Origin of the sequence: Algoriphagus resistens (assembly GCF_001442615.1) — a bacterium.
Lineage (GTDB): Bacteria > Bacteroidota > Bacteroidia > Cytophagales > Cyclobacteriaceae > Algoriphagus > Algoriphagus resistens.
This window is the reverse complement of the sequence record NZ_LMXN01000007.1, coordinates 131,081-149,748: the sequence shown is the minus strand read 5'-3', so window position 1 is coordinate 149,748 and position 18,668 is coordinate 131,081. Positions and strand designations below refer to the sequence as shown.

The window sequence follows — 18,668 nt, the reverse complement described above, 5'->3', positions numbered from 1 at the left end:
TATGTCAAAAATAGAAGTTAATAAATTACAAACACTAACAGGGCACAATGACTGTATCTACGCGTTGACAGAAGGCTGTGATCCCCGGTTTTTTTATACAGGTGCCGGAGACGGAATGGTAGTGGAATGGGATTTGGATCATCCAAAAGACGGGAAATTGGTCGCGAGACTTCCTCATTCAGTCTATGCATTGGCAACTGATTCACTCAGGAATTTGCTTTTCATCGGTCATAATTTCGAGGGGATACATGTGGTTGATTTGACAGAGAATAAAGAGGTTTGGTCTCTGAAATTGACTGATCAGGCTATTTTTGATATTAAAGTCTTTGGCGATGAAGCCTATATCGGCACTGGAGACGGAGTATTGATCGTAGTGGATATCAATTCTAGAAGCATTAAGAAACATATCAAGCTGAGTGCTAAAAGCATCCGTGTCATGTCATTGGCAAAAGACAAAAGACAGCTGGCCATTGGATTGAGCGACAACACAGTCAAGGTTCTTGACCTATCGGACAATTTTCATCCTCTTGCTAATCTGACTGGGCATACCAACTCGGTATTCGCACTTTCGTATGCTCCCGATGAATCAATCCTGGTCAGTGCAGGTCGGGATGCGCGGATGAAATTTTGGGAAACTGACACCTATTCTCTGCTAGAGAACATTGTGGCACATATGTATGCCATTAATTATTTATATTTCAAAGAGGATGGCAATCTTCTGGTAACCTGTTCCATGGACAAATCAATCAAGATTTGGGATACAGCTGAGAAAAAACTCCTAAAGGTCATCGACAAGGCGAGAAATGCAGGCCACGGTACTTCAATAAACAAAGTGATTTGGAGTAGCTACCAAGGCAATGTAATTTCGGTGTCTGACGACCGTACTATTTCTATTTGGCAAATTGAAGCGAATTAACCCATGAAAATCACACCTGCAGCCATTCGGCAAAAAACCTTTGAAGTTGGATTCAGAGGATATGAGAAAAAAGACGTTGCTGTATTTCTGGATGAAATCAGTGAAATCGTAGATGCGCTTCATAAGGAAAATATGGAGCTTAAAACCAGGCTTCAGAATACAGAAGCTGAGGCAAAACGCTTAAAGGATGTGGAGGAATCACTTTTCCGTACGCTAAAAACAGCCGAAGATACTGGTGCCTCGATTATAGTAGAAGCCAATGAGGCGGCGGATCTGATTATCTCTGAAGCCAATGAGACAGCGGAAAATGCCACCAAACATATAGATCAGCTGGTAACCGATTCAAGAAGGCAGGCTGAGCAGCAAGCCGCAGTTATTATTGGTGCCGCTGAGACCAAGGCCAAAGAGACGATTGTAGAGCTAAGAGAAAGCATGCAAGGATTAGTCCGGTCTTACGAAGGTCTCGCGGAGCAACGGGAATCTATGGTAAAAAGCCTGAAAAGAATTGCGCAGGATACATTGAATCAAATGGATCTTTCGGAGGCGAATTTCTCCAGAATTGATGCTAAAGCTCATGCTAGGGCAATAGACGAATTAAGCAGGTCACAGACATTTACTTTTGCAAATCTAGAGAAACTTGGCTACAAAGAAGAGGGGGCATTGGGAGAGGAAATCGATGATAGCCCTCTCACTGAAGAGGAAGTAATCGAGGAGCAGCTAGAACTGGAAGGTCACGATTCCACTCCTGATATAGAGTTGGAAATCAGTGAAGAAGAAAAAGAAGAGCTGGAAATGGAAGATACCAAGATGGAGCTGGAAGATGAAGTTCTTGAAGAGGATATAGATGAACTTGAAGAAACGAAGGATAAGCCGGTCGTCGAGAACCTCAAGCCGCAGACAGCTCAGCACAAATACCCGGAAGATTCAAAGAGCGGTTCAGGATCATTTTTTGATCAATTTGACTGATGGGAAAGGTAGCCCTGGAAGGGATAGAATTTCACGCATATCATGGAGCTTACCCAGAAGAAACAATTCTTGGGAACCGCTTCACATTGGATCTTGAGTTGGAGACGGATTTTCGTGAGGCAATGCTACACGATGATCTAAGCGCAACAGTGGACTACTCCAAACTTTACAGACTGATCAAAGCCAGAATGGACGTGAAGGTGAAATTGCTGGAGCATTTGGGGCATGTGATCGTCACAGATATTCTGGAGGCATATCCGAAAACCACCAAAATCAGATTGACTCTTAAAAAACATCACCCTGCACTGGGAGGGTTGGTTAACCACTCTTCTGTACAAATTCAATATCCTGAAGACTATGCGTAATTATTTCTTGGCGATTTTACTGTTGCTCGGTTCCATGGGAACACTCAAAGCTCAGAGCGAGGCCTACCAGTTTTTTACAGGTAAAGGCAAAAAAATCGATCTCAAACAAGTTCTTAAAGAGGCAAAAGAGATGGACGCAGTTTTCTTCGGAGAGCTTCATAATAATAGTCTGGGTCACTGGCTACAACTACAGGTATTGAAAGGAATGCAAGCCGAAAACCCAAATTTGGTAGTAGGGTCTGAGGTTTTTGAGCGGGAAGATCAGTTGAACTTGGACGAGTGGTTTTCTGATCAGATCAGCGAAAGTAGTTTCGAGACTGAAGCAAAGCTTTGGAAGAATTACGCCACGGATTATCGTCCGATTTTGCGGTATGCGAAGCAGAAAGATCTAAGATTCATTGCGACTAATGTTCCCCGGAAATATGCTTCTATGGTGAGCAAGTCTGGGTTTGGGGTGTTGGACAGTCTGACCGATCAGGCGAAAACCTATTTTGCGAAGCTGCCAATAGCATTTGATGGGACGCTCCCTGGATATGAGGCCATGAAAGATATGATGCATGGAGCTCCAGGCAATCCGGAATTTATGATGCAGGCTCAGGCACTAAAAGATGCAACTATGGCTGAGTCGCTAGTTGGTCCGCTTTCCGCCGGTGAAAAAATCTATCATATCAATGGTTCATATCATTCGAAAGACGGGGAGGGGATTCTTTGGTATTTGAAAAGAGAGCTTCCTGATCTAAAGATTTTGAATATCCACATGGTGACTCAGGATAACCTAGACAAGTTGGATACTAAACATGCCAAGGGTGGGGGTATTATTCTCGTCTTGCCAGCTGACAGTCATACTACGTTTTAGCCTTGTACAACAAAGCTGAAACATCAAGAATCCGTTCGGAGTTTTGGATTGCTTTTGGGCAATACATGAAGCCAATCCCGAATGCTGAAGGGAGAAGGATCAACTGGCCAAATTACAAAACGGGTGTCCGGCATATTTATTTCCGAATGAAGGCAGAGCGTGATTTTGCGTCCATTGGAATAGAGATAGCTCATCCTGACGAAGAATTACAGGAATTGTATTTTGAGCAATTAAGACAATTCAAAAAAATGTTTGAGTCAATAGTAGGTGAGGAGTGGAATTGGAAGTTGCATCAAAAGAATGAATTTGGTCAGGCTATCTCTAGGATAGAGAAAATATTGCCTGCCGTAACTGTGATGGATTCAGAAGATTGGCCAGATATAATAGCGTTCCTCAAACCCAGGATTATTGCGCTGGATGAGTTTTGGAATAGTGTGAAACCAGGTTTTGAGAGCTGAGATTTCTTTTTGGGGAAGGTGAATGTTGCAATTCCGGCTATCAAATCCTAATGTAATGGTCGCCTCTTAATCATTCCTCCCTTGGTATCTTTAATAGGATATTGGATGACAAAAGCTTTTGGATCGATTTTATTGATTTCTACAAGTACTTTGGTTACTTCAAGTCTTGTGATTACACAGAATAATACTTTTCTGTCAGGCATTTCATTGGCCTTATCACCATAGCCTCCGTCGGATTTGAGCACAGTTACCCCACGGCCAAGATCGTATGAAATCATTTGTTTGATCTCTTCATTGTGTGGTGACATGATCATTACACCAAGATATTCCTCTACACCATTGATGATAAAATCCACCGTTTTGGAAGCAGAAAAGTAAGTGAGCATGGAATACATAGCCGTCTCTATTCCCACAAATATTGCAGCAACGGTAAATAGGCAGACATTAAAAATCGTGATAAAATCACCAACAGTCAAGCTTGACTTTCTACTGACCGAAATAGCGAGTACTTCAGTGCCGTCAATTACGGCCCCGCCCCGAATTGCAAATCCTATCCCGCTTCCGAGGAAAAATCCGCCAAAGACTGCAATAAGAAGTTTGTCCGCAGTGATCGCAGGAACTTCAATGTAATGCACAAGCAGTGCAAGACCGAAAATGGCAAGTGTGCTTTTAATTGCAAACGGTATCGATACTTGCTTGGCTCCCAACAAAATGAAGGGGAGATTGATTAGGATGATCAACACGGAAAGGTTGACAGGGGTAAGCATTTCCAGGAGAAGGGACATGCCCATAGCACCACCGTCAAAAAATCCATTAGGCAGCAAAAAACCTTTCAATCCTATACTGGCCATCACTACCCCAATCGCAATGAAAAGCCCGTCTTTGATTTGCCGCCAGATTGTAATTCTTTTTACCAGCGCGTTATCTTGAATTTTTAAAAGCCGCTTAACCATAGCGCGAAAATAGAGTTTTTTAATCAACAGTCCCGCCTTCAAAAGAATCTTACCTTGGAAATAAATACGTAACTTATGATATATGAGAAGGATGGTAAAGGGTTAATGAGGATTGATGGATTGATAATTTTTCATCTTAATTATTGATGATTAACTATATAATTTAATATTTTGATGAAAAATTGAACCAATTTTCGTTATTTTTTTGAGAATTATTCTTTTTCATCTATCTTTTTGAAGCTTGTTTTTATTTTAGATAAACTTATGAAGACAGAAGGATATAATGCAGGAGAACATTACGATGAGATGCTTTCTGGAGATGGAAAAATCAGAGAACACTACTACGAATTTTACCAGCATCTAAAAAAGACCAGTTCTCGAAAGATGAACCAACTGCAGCATTCAGCCAATCAGACACAGCGCTCGATGGGTATGACTTTTAATGTCTATCATGATAATCAAGGGATGGAAAAAATCCTCCATTTGGATATCATTCCCAGAATTATTCCCAATTCTGAATGGCAAAAATTGGAAGCTGGGCTGAAGCAAAGAACTCAGGCGCTGAACCTTTTTCTTCAGGATATTTATAATGATCGGAAGATCCTAAAGGACGGGATTGTGCCTTCGGATTTGATACTTAAGAGCAAGGATTACCTTGAGCCTTGTATAGGATTGTCTCCGCCAAAAGGTATTTGGTGTCATATCACCGGGACTGATCTGGTAAAAAGTAAAGACGGAGAATATTACATTTTAGAAGATAATCTCAGATGCCCTTCCGGTGTGTCATATATGTTGGAAAGCCGGGAGATTATCAAACGTGTTTACCCTGATATCTTTAATAAGAAGGGGGTGATGCCAGTATCCAATTACCCGACAAAGCTGCTGCGGATGCTGCAGAATCTTTCGGACAAGCCAAAGCCCATAGTTGGGGTTTTGACTCCGGGAATTTATAACTCTGCCTATTATGAGCACTCATATTTGGCCTTGCAAATGGGAGTTGAGCTGGTGAATGGAATAGATTTGATTGTGGAGAATAAAAGGGTTTATATGCAGACCACGAAAGGATTGCAGCAAATTGATGTGCTTTATCGCAGGATTGATGATACATTTTTGGATCCAAAAACCTTTAATCCCGAGTCTATGCTTGGAGTACCTGGCCTTTTTGAGGCTTATAAAGCGGGGAACATTGCCCTTGCAAATGCTCCTGGGACTGGCGTGGCGGATGATAAGGCAGTCTATGCTTATGTGCCAAAAATCATCAACTATTATCTTGACGAGGAGCCAATTTTGAAAAATGTCCCCACTTATCTCTGTAGAGAGGAAGAAGAAAGACAATTCGTGTTGGATCATATTGAGGAATTGGTGGTGAAAGAAACCAATGCGGCGGGAGGTTATGGGATGCTTATAGGTCCCAAAGCTACAGCGGAAGAACATGCTAAATTCAGGGATTTGGTAATGAATAATCCGACAAATTATATCGCTCAGCCCACCTTATCGCTTTCCACAGTACCTACTTTAACTGATGAGGGAATAAGCGGAAGGCATGTGGATTTAAGACCTTACATTTTGTACGGTCAGGAGATAGAGGTGATTCCCGGAGCATTGACCCGCGTGGCTTTGAAAAAAGGCTCACTGGTAGTGAATAGCTCGCAAGGTGGAGGAAGTAAGGACACGTGGGTTTTATATTAAAATAACAGAAAGGATATGCTAAGTAGAGTAGCGAATAGTATTTATTGGTTGGGGAGGTATCTGGAGCGTTCAGAGAATTACGCGCGATTTATAGATGTGAATTTCAATCTGATGCAAGATCTCCCTGTGGATCTAAAAGAGCAATGGCATCCTTTAATCGCTGCCACAGGCGACTTGGAGCTTTATGAGTCAAAATGCAAAGGGTACGAGAGAAATCAGGTTTTGTTTTTCTTGGGTTTCGACCCTGAAAATCCCAATTCAATGCTTTCAACCATCAAAAATGCACGGGAAAACGCTCGGGTCATCCGTGAGAATCTAAACAAGGAAACTTGGGAGAAAACCAATGAACTTTACTATATGATGCAGGAGGGATTGGAAAGAAAAGTCTGGAAAAAAGAAGACCCCAGACCATTTTTCGAAAAAGTAAAAAATCAGATTTTATTGATTTATGGTATAGCTGATAGCAATGTAGCAAGGACTGAAGGCTGGTATTTCCGGCAGCTGGGGCAATACCTCGAGCGTGCGGATAAAACTTCGAGAATATTGGATGTGAAGTACCATATCCTCTTACCGTCTGATCAGGAAGTAGGTACTCCTCTTGATTTTCTACACTGGATGGCTCTGCTCAAATCAGTCACGGCATTTAATACCTACCGCAGATTGTATGGGAATATTGACTCAGCTTGCGTGGTGGAGTTTTTGGTGTTGAATAAGTATTTTCCCCGCTCAATATATCACTGCATAAAAGAAGCCGAAAAATGCCTTCACAATATCTCAGGTAATTTGGGTGGCGGGTATATGAATTCAGCTGAAAAGGCAATGGGCGAACTTCGGTCGCGGATGGAGTTTGCTGAGGTAGGGGAAATTATTGGTTTTGGACTTCACGAATACCTTGATAATCTACAGCTGAAGATTAACGGGGTATCTAACCTGGTGGACTCGAACTTCTTTACGATTAGAGATAATCATACACTTCAAACCCAAAGTCAATCCCAGAGCTGATGGGCTTACATGCCAAAATCTTAATCAGCAAAAAAGCCATCTTCAGGTTTTTCAAAGATCTCTGAATCAAATTCCTCATCCAGGAGTAGTGCGTCTGCAAAGGTTACTTGGTATTTTACATTCGTCGTAGAATCGTTTTCCAACGTATATCCGGTAAGGATCCTTGGGAAAAACACCCCGTCTGAATCCCGATAGTCCTCGTATTTCAATGCATTTAATGATGGGTGCTCATCGCCGAAATAAGTGACAGTATAAAGAAGATATTCTATTTTTTTTGTCTCTGGGTTAATCAGCATGAAATATTGATCCTGTGGACTGGAGCCTGTATTTGAATCAAACTTTGCCTGAAAAGTCGTGTACTTTTTACCATTGAGAGATTTGTCGGCTATTTTCTCTACCGTTACCCCTTGGTCTGTAAACACATAAGGGATATTGAAAAAATAGAAATATAGGTTGTGGTAAAATTTGACCGACTTCCCTTTGTATGCCTCTCTGTTTGGGCTGATCCAGGTCTGATTCCCGTCAAAACCAATTTCAAACTCGGTATTGGAGAGTCGAATTTTTCTGCTCTCCAAATTGATGAAAGCATTTTCTTCGGTCATAACCCCTTCGTGGATCATTGCATAGCTTTCAGCTTTGGCATTATACCATTTTTTCCAATCACCATGAGCATCCAGTACCTCAATAAATTCAGGCGATAGCTCGGGAAGCTGTCTTTCCACTTTGTTCTGGCAAGAAACAATGGCTAAGAAGAGGATTATGTTGGCAGCAGCCTGGATTAATGTATTCTTATTGTATGACATTTTATAGATCAATTTATAAGGAAATTAGAATTATCAAACTTGATGTTTTTCAATCAATCATCAAAAGCTAAGTGGTATTTTGGTTAAAAAAAAGCCCAAGCATTGCTCGGGCTTTTTAATTTGATCAGACCTATCTGTTGTTCTCTAAACTAACTGGGTGTTATTCCGCTGGACTATCTTTTAATTCCTTATCGCTTAAGCTGTCAAAGCTGAAATCAGCACTTCTGATCCATTGGATAGCTTTAGGTACTATTGCTCCTCCTGCCAACAACGCCCCTATTGAGATGACATGAAGTGGGGAAGTGAAGTAGCTGCCCGAAGTGAAAACGCCCAAAATCAATAAGGTGCTGAAGGGCATAGACACTGCCAAGACATTTATCCCCAATTCAAGATCAAAGGTTGGATTGCCTTTCTGGGATTCATTTTCATATTCAAACTTCCGTATCGCCGACATATGGGCAAATGGCCAGAAACTCACTGCGCTTTGAGGAAATACTACCGCTAGCAGTATTGCCGCTTCAGAGGGCATAGGTACTAGCCAGATGAATAGTCCACTCAACACAAAGGTGAATCCAGCTCTGAAAGTGAGAATAGAAGCAATCATGCGCAGTTGATCCCATTTGAAAATCACAGCTATTCCTATGAAAATCAAAACCAACGGGGTCATCATGTCCTTCATCATCAAGATGGATTCGCTAAGATATCCGGGCATACTTTCCATGTTGAAGCCAAAACTGAGCAGAACTATAGCAACCAGAATCACTAGGTTGATAGGTTCACTTATCATGGCTATCAGCAATTCTTTTACTTTTTGGCCATTGGATCTAGCTTTGAGTTTTTGGTTTTTGTAATACCATGACATAGCCAGTAAATAAGCTAACACCAATACGAATAGTTTATTTCCAATATCCGCCAGTGCAGCCCAGGCAAGCACATCATCTCCCAAATATTCTACTATAAATGGGAAGCAAGTCAGTCCTGGGGCTAATGAAGGAAGAAGCAACATTAGTGTTCGCATAGCTGGAGTATCAGCACTGATTCCAAAGAATGGTAGGGAGTATCTGGTAAGGAAGATCATTACAATGTTGAATACCAGAGCCAAAACCGGAAGAATCAGGAGATCCGGATTGATCTGGATTTTCAACAATGCGACAAAGATCATAGCCGGCAAAGCGATAGTTAGAATTATAGTTTTTAACCCTTTTTTCTGGTCCTCATTCTGTAGTTTTTTCTGGAGAAATATCCCGATTACTATCAAAAGAAGCAGCGATAGGGTCTTCTGAAGTGCAATACTCATAGTTGGTTGTAAATCTTAGGCTGTCACTTTTTTGAAAGCATCGACAAAAATTTCCATTTCGTCCATGGTTCCCATGCTCACTCTGCACCACGGTTTGTTATCAATATTGAACACCCGGATGCCCACTCCACTGTCATACATACCTTTCATAAATGGCTGTCCTTCCATGCGAAGAGGGAAAATCATAAAGCTTGTATGGGAAGGAATGATATCGTATCCAAGGGAGGCAATTTCACCTTTGGTGTATTCTCTGCATTCTGTGTTCATATTCCTACAGTTGGTAATGAAGGCAGGATCTTTCATGCTTGCAATTGCGCCGTTCAAAGAGGTGACACAAAGTCCCATGGTACTTCTCACCTTAGAGGTGATGCTTTCGATTCGCTCTGGAAGTGCTACTAAATATCCGATTCTAAGCCCTGCCATTCCGTGGACTTTGGAGAATGTTCTGGCTATCATCACATCCTTTCCCTCAGCCACTAGGCTTACCATTGAACTTTCTTCAGGTTTATCCAGGAATTCGAGATAGGCTTCATCCACGAACACTGGTGTTTTCTCAGATATAGAAGAGCAGAATGCCTTTAATTTGGCGGCATCAGTAATTGACCCTGTTGGGTTGTTAGGATTGCAGATATAGACTAAGTTGGTCTCAGAGTCTACAGCTTTAGCCATTCCCTCCAGATCATGCTGATAATCTCCAGTCAATAATACAGGCTTCCAGGTTGCTCCAAGTTTTTGGGCAGTATTCATCAGAGACATGTATGAAGGATCTGCTGACACTACATTACCTCCGTTCATGAATTGTACAAATGCCGTCTTTTCCAGAATGTCCGACGAACCTGGTGATAACATGATGTGATCGGCACTTACCCCTTCTTTTTCGGCAATCATATCGATAAGTATTTTCGCCTCACCATGACCGTATCGGTTACCCAAAGTAATGGAGTCTGTAATGGCTTTGATCACTTTCGGAGAAGGCCCGTAAGGGTTCTCATTGGCATTCAGTTTTGCAACCAATCGAGCTTCATCGTATCGAAAAACCGGGATGTGCTCATTCAGGATGGAGTCTGGCTGGTACGCAGCTAGTGCTTTGTTTTTTGGAAGGGCAAATGCTGGTGCCATTGCCATAGTTCCCATTGCCATAAGGCTGGATTTGATCCAATTTCGTCTGTTAATTGAGTGGTTCATAGCTGTTGTGTTAAGATTATAGAAAATTTTGTAGGATTGTTTAATTGATGAGTTTTGTTAATTAACCCGGACTGTATGATATTTCCTGAAGGATACGTCTTTGTAGGTGCCGGTAAATTCTAATCGAACCTGACTGCCACTTGTCACCTCAGAGAGACCCAAGTCAGCCCATGAAATAACAAGGTCTGCGCTTCCCTCGGTGTCGGTCACTAGACTCGCTACCTCTGTAGTGTTATTGATAAAGACAGCGATATTAAGGTTAGGGACTGGGATAGAGTCTATGCCTTGCGTGTGGTCTAGGATGTTTGTTTTGTCTAGTTCCAAGAATTTGGATCCCACAGTCACTGGGGATTCAGCACCGAATGATGTTCCGTTAAGCAAGACCAACACAGGAGATGCTACGTTTGGCGTTGCCAAGTCTTCAGTTTCCACACAAGATGAAGTGAAAGCAATTGTGGAGAAGGCTGCAAGCACTAGGTATATATTGAATGTCTTTTTCATATGATTATATTTTGTCTTTTAGGGTCATATGGAATCTCGCATGGATTATAATCATCCCAGTGTGTGTCGTTTTCGACATGCTCGATTTCATCTGTTTATAATTGTTTTAAGATGGTCAGATGGAATCTTTGACCATTAAAATAACCGTTGCCTTGTGTTTTAATGATGATTTTAATCGTGTCGATTTCATATAGATTTCCGTTTAATTTTAGAGATTGGGGCTAGTTATTCTACCCACCACAGTGGAGTCCTCATGTTGTCTGAGCCACCGAGTTTGCTTACTCCCTCGTCCAGGTTTGTTTTGTTTAGTGAATATTCTGAAGTAGGATATTCTATGCGGGTAGGAAGTATCCCTTCATTGGAAAACACGGCGCTGGGATTAGGTGCGGGCATGACCGGATAGCCTGTTCTTCGGTATTCATTCCAGGCTTCTACACCTTGTCCAAAAAGGGCTATCCACTTTTGGGTCATGATATTTTCTTTAGTCACCCCACCTATGCGGTTCATGTAGTCACTTGGCATGATCAGGCCTTGCTGTATGAAAGATGCCTTAATGGCGCTTTCCAGAAATTCGGCTGCATCTCCTTCTATATCACCGTCCAATGCCGCCTCGGCTTTGATGAATTCCACCTCTGCGTGAGTCATCAGGACGCTCGGGGCGGTTGGGTCTAAGTATTTAAGCCCGATTCTGGAAGCGTTGTAATTGCCTGCTGCTGCATCCGTCAGTCCATTTGGAAGTCCTGCATAGGATCCGTCTTCAAGAGGTTGGGCATACACTGTGATTCGTTCATCATCAAGTTCAAGAAGTTTGTTTATTAGTGTAGAGCTGATGTTCCAGTCAGACCGGGTTGAGAAGACATCAAACATTTTGTTTCTGCTGCCTATCACATCGAAATGGATTAATTCAGCTGTTTGGGAATTGTTTTCGATAATTGGGTATTTAGCAGGATCTGAGAGAATTTGGCTCATGATAGCTTTAGACTCAGCGGGTTTTTTAGTCGCTTGTCTATTTGCGATTCTCAGTGCGAGTGAATTTGCAAAACGCTTCCACTTCATGATGTCTCCGTTAAACATGATATCTCCGACTACCGCAGGGGCAGAAGTGGAAAGATGGTCGTTTGCTTCCATCAGATCCGCTAGTATCCCTGCATACACTTCCTCCATAGAATCGTACTTGGGCGAGTTTATGGCTTCTTCTGCAGTACCCTTAAGTGCCTCAGAGTAGGGAATAGGGCCAAATACATCTGTTAGGTATGCATAAGCAAATGACTGCATCACCATAGCGATGCCTACATAATTGGCATTTTCATAAGGTTCTCCCGGAGCGGATAGTGATTTTACTTTTTCGAAATTGATCAATGCATCCCGGTAAAGATTGTTCCAGGTGCCAGAAGAGATTGTAAGAGGAATTTCATAACTATCCCCTTCAGCATTAATGTAGATATTCCGCGATAGGTGCTGGATCCAGCACATTGCCGCATCGATGTTGAGCCGTTCATATCTGGTGCTATGTCCCCAGTATCTGTCTACCACCACTTGAATTGCATTCGGTAGAAGCAAGGATGGGGCAATGGAAACCGGATTGTTTGGATCTGTGTTGGTTTCTTCAAAATCCTTGGTACAAGATGTCATTGTACCGAAAGTCAGAAGAAATAGTGCGATGGAAGAAATGTATAGTCTTTTCATGTGTTAATAATTTGTCTTTCAAAGGCCACATGGAATCTCGCACGTAGGATAATTATCAGTCTGAGTGACGTTATGCTCGATTTCATGATGAGTTCTTTGTAGGTAGAATGATTGATCAGAATGTCACATTAAGATTGAATCCCAGATTCCGGGTGGAGGGCATTTCTCCATAAGAAAACCCTTGACCATTCCCACCTTTTCCATCTACTTCTGGATCCATATGAGGATGGTTCTTATAAAGTATAGCCAAGTTTCGTCCGACCAAAGAGAGCTTCATCGTCTGGATAAACTTATTACCTAAGAATCTTTTAGGGAAAACGTATCCCAGTGATAGTTCCCGTAGCTTTACATAGGTCCCATCAAAAATTCCTGTTTCATGATAGGTTCGTGGGTTTTGGGAATTCCAGAAAGTAGTGGCATCTGCGATTACATCATTGGGAACATATATAGGTTCTTCACTAGTGCCTACATTCATTACTCCCTTTCCTATTACTCCTTCTTCACGTCCGATGGCCGTCTCAGCATATTGTCCTGTTTTTCTGGCAAGGCCGGTACCTACATCGAAAATATCTCCACCCATTTTCATGTCGATCAGGGTGTTTAGCTCAAGACCTTTGTATGCCAATGAGTTGGTCCATCCGCCTATCCAATCTGGCTGGATATTGCCTAAAATAAAGGTTCCTTCCTCCAGAATAGGAAGCCCGTTGTTATACACTAGCTCTCCCTCAGGACTACGAAGGTATCTTCTTCCGTAAAGCGAGCCATAAGGCTGGCCAACCCGGGCTTCAGATGTCAGCGAGTTTTGGGTACCCAAAATGTAGTTTTCCAGACCCTTAGCCAGTTCTACTACCTTGTTTCTGTTTCTCGCAAAATTGAATGCGGTGTACCAGCTAAATCCAGATGCGGTGTTGATAGGTGTGGCATTTACAGTAAGTTCAATGCCTTGGTTGGTGATTTCACCTGCATTTAGAATTTGACTGCTATATCCTGATGCCGTAGAGATAGATACCGCCAGGATTTGGTTTACAGTGGACTGGTGGTAGTAAGTGAAGTCGATTCCTGCCCGTCCCTCAAAAAACCTCAAATCCAATCCTACTTCTTTTCCTGTGGTGATTTCTGGCTTTAGTGTTCTATTAGCTATCTCGTTTGATTCTGCATAGGTGGGAGTAGTTCCCGCCCAAAGACCTTCTGAAGTATATACTTGATTTAACAGGTATGGATCTGCATCGTTGCCTACTTGGGCTATACTTCCTCTGATTTTGGCGAATGATAGGATTCCAGATTGCACATTGAAAATATCCGTCAATACTGCACTCATAGCTACAGACGGATAAAAGAATGAGTTTTGATTGGTCGGAAGTGTACTGGACCAATCATTTCTCCCGGTTACATCAAGGAAAAGGTAATTGTTGAAGCCAAATTGCGCTGAACCAAAAACACTGTTTACAACTTGTTTTCTGATCGTACTGGAAGGAGTGACAGGACTTGCATAATTGCCTAGGTTGTATAATCCATCAATGGTAAGCTGACCTACGGTTACAGCGTTACTTTTGTAATTGTTGACTCTGTTGTTTGCTCCGGCTTGAACTTTCAGAGAAAGTCTTTGTGTCAGATCCTTATCAAAAGTCAGAATTACATCGCTGTTTGTTTCCTGACTGTTTAGGACTGATTCTGAGTATGATCCAAATCTTTTGACATTATTTTTGAAACTTTCAGCACTGGTGATGTTGATTCGGGTGTCAGTCCAGTAATCCGTTCCTGATCGAGCCATAATGCTGAAGTTTTCACTTATGTCGTAGTTCAGTGCAATACTTCCTACTAAACGGTCTTTCTCATTTGAATTGGGCAAATACACTTGGTTGAAAAATGGATTTGAAAAGTATTCATGCTGCCAGTTCGCGTAGGGATAGTCATCACCCGGTCTGAAAGTTTGTCTTTGGATTTCGTAATAATCTTCCCAGTTCTTAAGCTTGGTGTAGTCTGTGTGTCGGTGAGCCCAGATGAAATCCTGGCTACCAGTGAAACCTCTGTTGTCTGAGCCTGACTTAACATATTCCGCATTCACACTCATTTGGAGCTTTGGGACGAACTTATAGGAGGTGTTTAGTTTAAAGTTGTTCCGGTAATAATCGTTGTCAGCCATTATACTGGTCTGATCCAATCTGCCTATAGCTACCCTGAAGCTGCCTTGGTCATTTCCTCCAGAAAGAGCAATGGTATTCGAAACACTATGTCCTGTTTCCCAGAAATCCTCCCAGTTGTTTGGTTGCGGCAAAAGGGCTACTTTTTCCGGGGCAGAATACCAGAGAGGTACCATGCTGCCGTCCATAGGAGCTCCCCAGCTTTCATCCACCCCGGCAGTTCCGCGGATTCCATCTGCGTCAAATCCGTTTCTTCCGTCCACATACCAGGTTCTATAGCCAGCGCCTCCCCCGTAGGTATTCTGAAAGTCCGGTTTTATCAGCGGGTTGTCTATAGTCATGTTGCTGTTGAATTCTATGCCTATACCTTTGGTGCCGGCGCCATTCTTGGTGGTAACCATGATCACTCCATTTGCTGCACGTGAACCGTACAATGCGGCAGCTGTAGCACCTTTCAGGATGGTCATTTCCTTGATGTTGTCCGGGCTTATTTCGGATAGCCCATTTCCATACTGTCTGCTGGAAGTTTGCTCTAACGGTACTCCATCTACTACCACAAGAGGCTGGTTATTTCCCGCTACTGAGGAAGAGCCTCTTATTACTACATGGGCACCGCTTCCCGGCATGGAATTTCCTGTCACCTGAACACCTGCCACCCTACCTGAGAGACTGTTTGCCACATTACTTGGCCGGGATTCGGTAAGTGCTTTTCCATCTACGCTTTGTGTAGAATATCCAAGTGCTTTTTTGTCCCGCTCTAGCCCAAATGCAGTAACGACCACCTCATTCAATGCCAGATCAGATGAGGCTAATTCTATCGTGAACATGGAGGTGGTCCCGACTATGATCTCCTGTGTTGTGAATCCTATAAAGGAAACCATCAGGGTTGCATCGGCGCTGTCATCTTCCAGGGTAAGTGTGAATTTTCCATCAATATCAGTCACCACCCCGTTCATCGTCCCTTTTATTAGGACACTTGCACCAGGAATGGGGACCTGAGTATCATCGAGGACAACCCCCTGGATAGTTCTCTCTATTTTTCGGGTAGTTGGAGTTAGTGTTTGATAAGTGAAATTAGCGGGTGCAGGAGCTGTTTTAGGATCTTGAGTCTCGGATTGCTCAAGCATATAGAAGCTTCCTGAGCCTTTTCTGAATTGAATTTGGCTCCCTTTTAGGATGCGCTGTAGGTTCTCTTCAGCAGTGAGTTTGGAGTTGATTGCAGCAGGGATTCTTTTTTCAGAATCTACCAAAGTAGAAGGGTATGCAATCGAAATGGCATAAAGATCTTCCAGCTCTTTGAGCGAGGATTCAAGGTTCTTTTTTTCCAACTTCTGCTCAGTAGTTGGTCCTTTGGCAAGCTGTGTGAGATTTTGGCCTTTTGCGGAAAGTGGGAGTGCGAGCACTCCAGTCACCCCGGCTACCAACAGATAACGGGTAAATTTGATGAGCATAGATTAACAGGTTAGTGGTTAGAATGATAATTCGCGTTTACTTTGGGTCAATTGCTAATCATTCATAGATCTGTGTAGGGTAGATACACTGACCTCACTAGTGTAATTTTAGCTGCTGGTCTTCACCAGTGCTTTTGCTCGAATTAATTTTACTATTATTTATTGTTGCTTGCAATCCGGCCGTAAGGCAAGCGGTAATCTATCGTATTCGAATTGTGTTCTGTTCCAGGTTGATTTTTGTGTTGAATAGCACCTGGATGTTATTGATCACTTCAGTTGGGTTGTCCGTCAGTGGTAAGCTTCCGGAGATAAGTTGGTTGGTTGGTGGTATTTTTTGATCTATTAATTTCAAATCATAAAGCTCTGTCACTATACTAAGCACTTCTTCCAGGCTTTCATTATTCATCCGTATTTTTCGGTCCTGCCAGGCTAAAATTTTGATTGGGTCAGCCATCATTTTGGTTTCTATCTGATGGTTTTCTACGTTTAGTTTAATGGTCTCTCCAGGAACAACCATGCGATTTGTATTGCCTTCTTCGCTTTGATAACCGAGCTTTACACTACCCTCTATTAAGGTTAATTTGTGAATGGGATGTTGGTTTTTGAAATTGAATTCAGTTCCGAATACTTCAACCTCCATCACTTCGCCTTCATTGATCATGAATCTTTGGTCTCCCTTCTTGGCTATGTCAAAATAAGCTTCACCTATCAATTCCACTTTTCTGTCAAAACCCAACGCCCAATAATAGGTGTAGGTCAATGAGGAATTTGAGTTCAGGAAAGCTGTAGATCCATCAGGTAATTTTACTTGTAACGTTTCATTTGCCCCTGTTTGGTAGCTCTGTTCTCTTGGAATTATTGCTTGCCATAACCCGAAGTTTAAAGCGATCAGTAAGAGAAATGAGGCTGCTATTTTTATAGTGTGCCAAAGCTTCTTTTTCATTTCAGCCTTTTCCTCATGTCTTCTGATCCCTGACTTTATTTCTCCGAATAGTTTTTTCTTCAAGACGTGTTGGTCTTGCGCATCCATTTGATCTACAAAACCAGTTTCAAAGGTTTCTTCAAATCCTAAAAGAGATTCTACATTTTCATCATGAAATGAATTGGAGTTGCCCTGAGTCATTGCTTTTGTGTTATACTGTATAAGTCAATTCAGACAGAAATATCCTCCATTGTAAATAAAAAATAAACCAACTTTTTTATTTTTCCTGAGTTTTTTGAATGTTTAATGGTCTTTTTTAACCTGATTTTCTTTTTTAATTCTAAAATCATATTGCCTGCCCCGGGCAAAAAAAATTAGTCTGACGGTCTTTAGGTCGGCGGCAGCCTTAAAGGCTTTCAGAAAAGAGAGCCTGGCCCTAAATAAGTAAATAGTCAAAGTGTCAGTTCTCTTAGGCTCACCCGGATATCCCTCAAGGCACGCATAAGATGCTTTTCTACCGTACTTACAGAGATTTCCAGGTTTTCTGCAATTTCTATATAGCTCAAGCCTTTACTAAAGCGTAATTGATATACTTTCTTGCGCTGTGGAGGAAATTTCCGCACTACTTTTTTGATGTTTGATTTTAGGTCATTGAAGAGGATCTTTTCGTCGGTTGATGAATTCTTTTGTTCTCCTTTGGATTTTTCATGTGCCGCATACTTGTCGCGTATACTCTGTGATTTGTAGTGATTGATGATCCTGTAATTCACCGAAGTGAATAAGTAGGAGGTGAGAGAGCTGTGGATTTCCAGTTTGGATCTTTTGGTCCAAAAGTCAATGAAAACCTCTTGTACAATGCCTTCTACTATCTCTTTTTTGCCAAGTTTTTTGTAACCGAAATTGAACAGACGTTTCCAGTAGAGGTCGTAGACTTCAATAAATGCTGACTCGTCGTCATTTTTGATTCTTACTAGAAGTTCTTGCTCATTTAATACTTTTTCAGGCATAGGGTCTTTAACTTAATAATTTGACTATTTTTTTTGTTGAATTCCAAAAACATGGTTAAAAATTTAACTATTAATTATTGTTTTACTGTTAAATTATTAAATCTTGGGTTCAAATTAAATACAAATCTTGAATATTTGATTGATTATTTGAAAATGAGGATAAAAAAATGGTTTTAAAGACCTGTTTTGAAACACATGCAGTTAACTATTTGATAATTAACGTTTTAATTATTTTTTAATTAGATGAAATCAAGCATGTCGAAAAAGGCACACAGAGGGATGATTATTCATCGTGCGAGATTCCATATGGCCGCAGAGAAATAAAAAATAAACTGATGAAATCTATATTCTCTATTCTTAATCTTCAGATTTTTCCACAGAAGCTCTAGGGACTTTTTTCAATTCTTTATTAGATTAAATCTAAATAATGAAATTCTTCCTTATTTTTGCAATCTATATTCATTCTCATC

At 41.6% G+C, this 18,668-nt stretch carries 16 protein-coding genes; 7 read left to right on the top strand and 9 right to left on the bottom strand.

Annotated elements, in window-relative coordinates:
• Window position 1 precedes the first annotated feature (1 nt).
• Genes AS141_RS14200 through AS141_RS14180 form a run of 5 tightly spaced genes read left to right on the top strand, consistent with a single transcriptional unit; the run spans window position 2 to window position 3,561 of the window.
• On the top strand, window positions 2–916 hold the full coding sequence (locus AS141_RS14200; RefSeq protein WP_057938433.1) for a WD40 repeat domain-containing protein: 915 nt from the start codon (window positions 2–4) through the stop codon (window positions 914–916).
• Window positions 917–919: 3 nt separating this feature from the next.
• Window positions 920–1,882 carry a DivIVA domain-containing protein gene (locus AS141_RS14195; protein ID WP_057938330.1) on the top strand — a complete coding sequence of 321 codons (963 nt, stop codon included), beginning with the start codon at window positions 920–922 and terminating at the stop codon, window positions 1,880–1,882.
• Window positions 1,882–2,247 (top strand): dihydroneopterin aldolase, encoded by a 366-nt coding sequence (gene folB / locus AS141_RS14190; protein WP_057938329.1) that lies wholly within the window; start codon window positions 1,882–1,884, stop codon window positions 2,245–2,247. The genes AS141_RS14195 and folB overlap by 1 nt, the downstream gene beginning before the upstream one ends.
• The gene (locus AS141_RS14185) at window positions 2,240–3,103 is read left to right on the top strand and encodes a ChaN family lipoprotein (protein WP_232424924.1); all 864 of its coding nucleotides are present in this window, start codon (window positions 2,240–2,242) and stop codon (window positions 3,101–3,103) included. The genes folB and AS141_RS14185 overlap by 8 nt, the downstream gene beginning before the upstream one ends.
• 2 nt (window positions 3,104–3,105) lie before the next feature.
• Window positions 3,106–3,561: a DUF4268 domain-containing protein gene (locus AS141_RS14180; RefSeq protein WP_057938327.1), complete on the top strand. Its 456-nt coding sequence runs from the start codon at window positions 3,106–3,108 to the stop codon at window positions 3,559–3,561.
• A 47-nt stretch (window positions 3,562–3,608) separates the two neighbouring features.
• Here AS141_RS14180 and AS141_RS14175 read toward each other — a convergent pair whose 3' ends face one another.
• Window positions 3,609–4,514 carry a YitT family protein gene (locus AS141_RS14175; RefSeq protein WP_057938326.1) on the bottom strand — a complete coding sequence of 302 codons (906 nt, stop codon included), beginning with the start codon at window positions 4,512–4,514 and terminating at the stop codon, window positions 3,609–3,611.
• A 264-nt stretch (window positions 4,515–4,778) separates the two neighbouring features.
• Here AS141_RS14175 and AS141_RS14170 point away from each other — a divergent pair, with 264 nt between their 5' ends.
• On the top strand, window positions 4,779–6,203 hold the full coding sequence (locus tag AS141_RS14170; protein WP_057938325.1) for a circularly permuted type 2 ATP-grasp protein: 1,425 nt from the start codon (window positions 4,779–4,781) through the stop codon (window positions 6,201–6,203).
• A 15-nt stretch (window positions 6,204–6,218) separates the two neighbouring features.
• Window positions 6,219–7,205, top strand: coding sequence for an alpha-E domain-containing protein (locus tag AS141_RS14165; RefSeq protein WP_057938324.1), 987 nt, complete (start codon window positions 6,219–6,221; stop codon window positions 7,203–7,205).
• Between the two features lie 20 nt (window positions 7,206–7,225).
• Here the strand turns inward: AS141_RS14165 and AS141_RS14160 are convergent, their stop codons facing one another.
• The 8 genes from AS141_RS14160 to AS141_RS14125 all read right to left on the bottom strand — a co-directional run bounded on the left by AS141_RS14160 (window position 7,226) and on the right by AS141_RS14125 (window position 18,198).
• Window positions 7,226–8,008, bottom strand: a complete 783-nt coding sequence (locus AS141_RS14160) for a DUF6503 family protein (RefSeq protein ID WP_057938323.1) — start codon at window positions 8,006–8,008, stop codon at window positions 7,226–7,228.
• Between the two features lie 160 nt (window positions 8,009–8,168).
• The gene (locus AS141_RS14155; protein ID WP_057938322.1) at window positions 8,169–9,305 is read right to left on the bottom strand and encodes an AEC family transporter; all 1,137 of its coding nucleotides are present in this window, start codon (window positions 9,303–9,305) and stop codon (window positions 8,169–8,171) included.
• 15 nt (window positions 9,306–9,320) lie between these two features.
• Complete coding sequence (locus tag AS141_RS14150; protein WP_057938321.1) at window positions 9,321–10,490, bottom strand: pyridoxal phosphate-dependent aminotransferase; 1,170 nt, start codon at window positions 10,488–10,490, stop codon at window positions 9,321–9,323.
• 57 nt (window positions 10,491–10,547) lie between these two features.
• Window positions 10,548–10,991 carry a hypothetical protein gene (locus AS141_RS14145; RefSeq protein WP_057938320.1) on the bottom strand — a complete coding sequence of 148 codons (444 nt, stop codon included), beginning with the start codon at window positions 10,989–10,991 and terminating at the stop codon, window positions 10,548–10,550.
• Between the two features lie 225 nt (window positions 10,992–11,216).
• Window positions 11,217–12,677 (bottom strand): SusD/RagB family nutrient-binding outer membrane lipoprotein, encoded by a 1,461-nt coding sequence (locus AS141_RS14140; protein ID WP_057938319.1) that lies wholly within the window; start codon window positions 12,675–12,677, stop codon window positions 11,217–11,219.
• A 115-nt stretch (window positions 12,678–12,792) separates the two neighbouring features.
• Window positions 12,793–16,269, bottom strand: coding sequence for a SusC/RagA family TonB-linked outer membrane protein (locus AS141_RS14135; RefSeq protein ID WP_057938318.1), 3,477 nt, complete (start codon window positions 16,267–16,269; stop codon window positions 12,793–12,795).
• A 199-nt stretch (window positions 16,270–16,468) separates the two neighbouring features.
• A complete protein-coding gene (locus AS141_RS14130; RefSeq protein ID WP_057938317.1) occupies window positions 16,469–17,392 on the bottom strand; it encodes a FecR family protein in 924 nt (307 codons plus the stop codon).
• A 251-nt stretch (window positions 17,393–17,643) separates the two neighbouring features.
• Window positions 17,644–18,198, bottom strand: a complete 555-nt coding sequence (locus tag AS141_RS14125) for an RNA polymerase sigma-70 factor (protein WP_057938316.1) — start codon at window positions 18,196–18,198, stop codon at window positions 17,644–17,646.
• Window positions 18,199–18,668: the final 470 nt, after the last annotated feature.

What these genes read in the sequence shown, in the direction of transcription:
- AS141_RS14200 (WP_057938433.1), top strand. Translation starts at nt 2, where the DNA reads ATGTCAAAAATAGAAGTTAATAAATTACAAACACTAACAGGGCACAAT.
- AS141_RS14195 (WP_057938330.1), top strand. Translation starts at nt 920, where the DNA reads ATGAAAATCACACCTGCAGCCATTCGGCAAAAAACCTTTGAAGTTGGA.
- folB (WP_057938329.1), top strand. Translation starts at nt 1,882, where the DNA reads ATGGGAAAGGTAGCCCTGGAAGGGATAGAATTTCACGCATATCATGGA.
- AS141_RS14185 (WP_232424924.1), top strand. Translation starts at nt 2,240, where the DNA reads ATGCGTAATTATTTCTTGGCGATTTTACTGTTGCTCGGTTCCATGGGA.
- AS141_RS14175 (WP_057938326.1), bottom strand. Translation starts at nt 4,514, where the DNA reads ATGGTTAAGCGGCTTTTAAAAATTCAAGATAACGCGCTGGTAAAAAGA.
- AS141_RS14170 (WP_057938325.1), top strand. Translation starts at nt 4,779, where the DNA reads ATGAAGACAGAAGGATATAATGCAGGAGAACATTACGATGAGATGCTT.
- AS141_RS14165 (WP_057938324.1), top strand. Translation starts at nt 6,219, where the DNA reads ATGCTAAGTAGAGTAGCGAATAGTATTTATTGGTTGGGGAGGTATCTG.
- AS141_RS14160 (WP_057938323.1), bottom strand. Translation starts at nt 8,008, where the DNA reads ATGTCATACAATAAGAATACATTAATCCAGGCTGCTGCCAACATAATC.
- AS141_RS14155 (WP_057938322.1), bottom strand. Translation starts at nt 9,305, where the DNA reads ATGAGTATTGCACTTCAGAAGACCCTATCGCTGCTTCTTTTGATAGTA.
- AS141_RS14150 (WP_057938321.1), bottom strand. Translation starts at nt 10,490, where the DNA reads ATGAACCACTCAATTAACAGACGAAATTGGATCAAATCCAGCCTTATG.
- AS141_RS14145 (WP_057938320.1), bottom strand. Translation starts at nt 10,991, where the DNA reads ATGAAAAAGACATTCAATATATACCTAGTGCTTGCAGCCTTCTCCACA.
- AS141_RS14140 (WP_057938319.1), bottom strand. Translation starts at nt 12,677, where the DNA reads ATGAAAAGACTATACATTTCTTCCATCGCACTATTTCTTCTGACTTTC.
- AS141_RS14135 (WP_057938318.1), bottom strand. Translation starts at nt 16,269, where the DNA reads ATGCTCATCAAATTTACCCGTTATCTGTTGGTAGCCGGGGTGACTGGA.
- AS141_RS14130 (WP_057938317.1), bottom strand. Translation starts at nt 17,392, where the DNA reads ATGACTCAGGGCAACTCCAATTCATTTCATGATGAAAATGTAGAATCT.
- AS141_RS14125 (WP_057938316.1), bottom strand. Translation starts at nt 18,198, where the DNA reads ATGCCTGAAAAAGTATTAAATGAGCAAGAACTTCTAGTAAGAATCAAA.